We start from the raw sequence: 4,168 nt of genomic DNA, 5'->3' as shown, positions 1-4,168 counted from the left end.
AGAAGCGCTCCTCCAGTCTTTTTATGGTTTTCGTGTTATTACCATTATACAAGATTTGGGGAGGTGCTTCTTTTTTCAACGCTCAAAATCATTGGGAGACAAGGGCTATGAGTTATGAAATTCATTCGATTGTCTAAAAATATGATGTTCTTCTTCTAAATAAGTAAATTTCTCCACAGTTGTCTCACCTGTTCCTTTCCTAAAAGTTATCTTTATTCTGATAATTATACCAAATACCTTCCCTGCATATCTTGTTCGTATGCAGGGAGAATGATTATTCGTATTCTATGTCTAGTGGAATGAATGTCAGTTCATAACCAGTTGGTTGTACGATATTTGTGACATGATAGTCTCCATTTCCCCAACCAACCGAGTAATTGGTCATGGTACCAGTCACTCCAAAAATGTCCGGATTGACCTAGGGAGACGTGATGATACCCATTGGCATAATCTGCCCCATCCATAATAAACCGCCAAGCAGCACCGTGGTTTACAATCCCTGTTTCTGCATCATAGCTTGCAGCCATCACGGTGTTCTCACTGCCCCCTACACCGAGAGGGTTATCGCGATTAAATAAAAATTTCAAAATTGCATGTTGGTCGGATAACGGATGCTCAAAGTACACTTTGTGGAAATCGCCCCACTTCCATGTAGCAACATCATCCGTGTATTCTTCCGCTAAGTCTGTAATCGTTTCTGTAAATGTTTCCGAAAGAATTTGACTCCAACCACCTTGTTCTTCTATCCAGATGGAATCTTCCCCTTTTCGAATGAGAGAATCAAGTAATTGCCCACGTCTTCCTAATAAACCCATCACTTCCTCAGGAATATCCTCTTTAAATACCATTTCTTCCACTGCATGAAGCCAGTGGTGATAAATGAGCGGCTCTGGTGCGTTCACATTATCGCGAAAATCCCATTCTTTGAGTAAAGCAACCGCTTCATTTTCTGTTTCACTTAATCCTTCTTGTGGCAACCACTCCAACAACAATGGCACAAAATCACGCGCTTGCAAATTTTTTTCATCCATTTGCATTTGCGCCATGTCGTCTACGCTAAAGTCATCTTTTTCTTCCAACATTTCTTCAATTCTTTCATAGCGATATGGAGATGCCCATACATTACTGAGATGATAAGGGTAATCTTCTCCTACAATTTTATTGTTGGCGGTAGCGATATATCCTTTCTCAGGATTCACCACGGAAGGGAGTTCATCAAATGGAATAAAACCATTCCATTCGTTATCGCTCGCCCAGCCAGCTAATGGAAGGAGAGCATCTTGCCCATCCTCATACATCGGAATATTCCCATTTGCCTTGTATGCAATCGTGCCATCTTTCGACATAAAGACAAAATTTTGAGCCGGTGCTAAGAACTTCTCCAACGCATGCTCAAATTCCTGCTAGTTTGTTGCTTTATTTATATCAATGACTGCTTCTAATTCTGTCGTGGCCTCGAGTGCTGTCCAACGAAGAGAAAGGACTTCCTCTTCCAATTCCGAGATGACGGGGCCATGACGAGTTTCAACGACTTCGTAAGTAATTGCTTCTCCATCTTTTACTTCAATCGTCTCTTCAATCACTTCCGCTTCTTCCCAGTCATCTTCATATTAAAACTCATACGGATTATCAGGGTTTCTTCTTTCGATATAAAGTTGCTGTACATCTGGTCCTGTGTTCGTCACACCCCAAGCAATTTCATCCGTGTGGCCAAGAATGATACCCGGAACTCCTGCAAAAATTACCCCACTCACATCCACATCTGGACCCTTTAGATGCATCTGATACCAAACAGACGGAGTAGCAAGTCCTAAATGAGGGACATTCGCAAGTAACGGTTTTCCTGATTCTGTTTTTTCTCCGCTAATAACCCAGTTGTTACTTCCGTTAAAAGCATGAGGAATTACTGCATTTTCAAAACTTGCAGCAATATCTATTTCAGTGTAAAAAATAAAAAGCCCTTCTATGAAAGAAGAGCTTTCTACCATATTATAAAATATTATTTAACAACGTTAGTTGCTTGTGGTCCACGGTCGCCTTCTTCAATATCGAAAGACACTTGTTGACCTTCTTCTAAAGTTTTGAACCCCTCGCCTTGAATTGCTGAGAAGTGTACGAATACATCGTCTCCACCTTCAACTTCGATAAACCCAAAACCTTTTTCTGCGTTAAACCATTTTACTGAACCTGTGTTCATTTAAAAATCCTCCATTGTGCGTAAAGCACGATTATTACTTAGTTTGTTCTGATATCATTCAAGACGATGAAATACTTCGTGAGGGTATGACATTAATCTTGTATAGCTAACAAGAACAATTAAGTTATTTATAGTATAGCACGTGGTACAAAATAAAGATACTTTTTTCTTACTTCCTTCAACAAATATTTTTTAAAGATCAAATGAAGCGATGTGCTCTATCGTTTGGACACCGTTCTCTTTTCATTGTAACGTTTTTTCATCTTGGATACATTGTTTTAAGTAGCCTAGCTCTGTGTGATTCATTTGTAACAGCCGTAGCGCTAAATCATCAGAGTAGATCTCTTCTTGGAGTAGCCTTTTTAATAGTGTCCTTGCCTCTATTTTTGTGTTAAACGGCACGTCAAGCACATCTGCCTTAGGACGTTGTTGAAGTCTTACTTCACCAGTTTCTTCTTCCTCAGTAATAACAATAGCATATTTCTTTCCAGACACTTCTTTTACCGTCTCAGCAATCAAATCTTGATATCTGTTCTCAAGCCAATCTCTCGCAAAACTATTTGGAGCTGTAACAAAAACTTTGTCATGTTTAATTGTTGCGGTAGTGGGTATAAACCAAGTTTCAAAAGATGGCCGGGGTATTTTTTGACTAATTCGATCCATTACAGCGCCCCAAAGAGCATTCGTCTCCATTGTCTCGCCCCCTTGTTTATGGCAATTTATCACGTTTACTTGGCCTATTCGAGATATTATTTCTAAGTGCCACAAAGGTTCAAGGTATATCGATAGTAAAAGGGTATCGTTCATACACTTTCTCTTTTCGTTCTGCATCATAGGCTAATACAAGATAATATGTTTTCCGTCGGTCATCGTTCATTTCTCTTAGAACAAATTTTTCTTTATACGTTCGTTCTGCAGGGTATGAAGAAGTACTATTTGCAATGATAATATTTTCATTTGACACCCGCTCGCCTGCTTCATCTTCTATGTATACTTTCAGCCGAATCGGTCTTCTTTTTTCTGTGACTTTTTCTGTTTGTAAAAATGTGAGATAAGTGATTTCGCCTCGCGATTTTTCGTGTCGCGGAAGTTCTCAATTTAAAATTACTTTAAAGCTGTAAAGTATTGAATTTTCTGAAATTTTATAATGCAATATTTAATAGTTTGCCTCTAACAATCTAAGGGCATAAAAAATACCTCAATTCCTCCCTCAATAAAGTAAGAATATCTTCCAAATGCTCGCTTATTCTCAAAATTTCATAGACACTGTTTTACACCTAACAGCACTTCCACCTTATAAAAGGATAATCACAGAATACTCTAACAGGGTGAAACCCATCCTAACGACCAAACGACTGGATAAGTTTGGAAATTGATATGACCGTGCATAAACATCATTCATCGCTCACCCTCCCATTTCTCTCCGGATCAAATTCCATACATTCCTTCGTCCTGCGTATCCATGAGGTGGAGGTCAGATATGCTTTCTAACAGGGTCACATGCCCGAATGGAGTAAATAAAGTCTGACTCTGCACTGTTGGTATTTGTAGTCTCCAGAATAACAATGAATAAACAAGCCCATTTGGCTCTTCTTAGCTTGTTGACCCCACGCCATTCCTGGGATAGACAGTCAAGTGCTTTCCTTGACAGGCTATCCCAGGAATGGGACACTGCGTCAGTTCCGCTGCTTATCTCATTCAAGTAGCTATCACGATTCCACCGGTTGTTAGCTTATTAGAAGCATCAAACTACGCAGGAGATCCACTGGTTGCTGCTCACATGTTTATGATGTTCTTTTCAGCGTTGGCAGTCATCACTCCTCCAGTAGCGCTGGCAGCTTTTGCCGTTGCCAAAACTCTATAAAACTCTAAAGTTTTGTTTATTTCCTGCTTCAACGTGTCCGATTTTGCCGAAGCTACTCTCGTTTGGTATAACACTCCACAGGCGTTAATTCGGGTACAACGAACCCT

At 39.8% G+C, this 4,168-nt stretch carries 4 protein-coding genes and 1 pseudogene; 1 reads left to right on the top strand and 4 read right to left on the bottom strand.

The genetic code is table 11. The features are described 5' to 3' along the window. Window positions 1–311: 311 nt before the first annotated feature. The 4 genes and pseudogenes from GJS40_RS11870 to GJS40_RS11855 all read right to left on the bottom strand — a co-directional run bounded on the left by GJS40_RS11870 (window position 312) and on the right by GJS40_RS11855 (window position 3,161). Window positions 312–1,988, bottom strand: a pseudogene (locus tag GJS40_RS11870) (penicillin acylase family protein). Between the two features lie 11 nt (window positions 1,989–1,999). Beyond that, window positions 2,000–2,197 carry a cold-shock protein gene (locus tag GJS40_RS11865; protein ID WP_270898076.1) on the bottom strand — a complete coding sequence of 66 codons (198 nt, stop codon included), beginning with the start codon at window positions 2,195–2,197 and terminating at the stop codon, window positions 2,000–2,002. Window positions 2,198–2,440: 243 nt separating this feature from the next. Continuing rightward, window positions 2,441–2,890 carry a DnaA N-terminal domain-containing protein gene (locus tag GJS40_RS11860; RefSeq protein WP_270898075.1) on the bottom strand — a complete coding sequence of 150 codons (450 nt, stop codon included), beginning with the start codon at window positions 2,888–2,890 and terminating at the stop codon, window positions 2,441–2,443. Window positions 2,891–2,969: 79 nt separating this feature from the next. Further along, a complete protein-coding gene (locus GJS40_RS11855; protein WP_270898074.1) occupies window positions 2,970–3,161 on the bottom strand; it encodes a hypothetical protein in 192 nt (63 codons plus the stop codon). A 699-nt stretch (window positions 3,162–3,860) separates the two neighbouring features. On the opposite strand from GJS40_RS11855, the gene GJS40_RS11850 reads away from it, so the two are divergent. After that, window positions 3,861–4,061: a hypothetical protein gene (locus GJS40_RS11850; RefSeq protein WP_270898073.1), complete on the top strand. Its 201-nt coding sequence runs from the start codon at window positions 3,861–3,863 to the stop codon at window positions 4,059–4,061. The last annotated feature ends 107 nt before the right edge of the window (window positions 4,062–4,168 follow it).

The sequence above is a fragment of the Aliibacillus thermotolerans genome, from assembly GCF_027853235.1.
GTDB classification, from domain to species: Bacteria; Bacillota; Bacilli; order Bacillales; family Marinococcaceae; genus Aliibacillus; species Aliibacillus thermotolerans.
The sequence above is the reverse complement of the archived record's forward strand: the minus strand, read 5'-3'. Positions and strand labels throughout refer to the sequence as shown.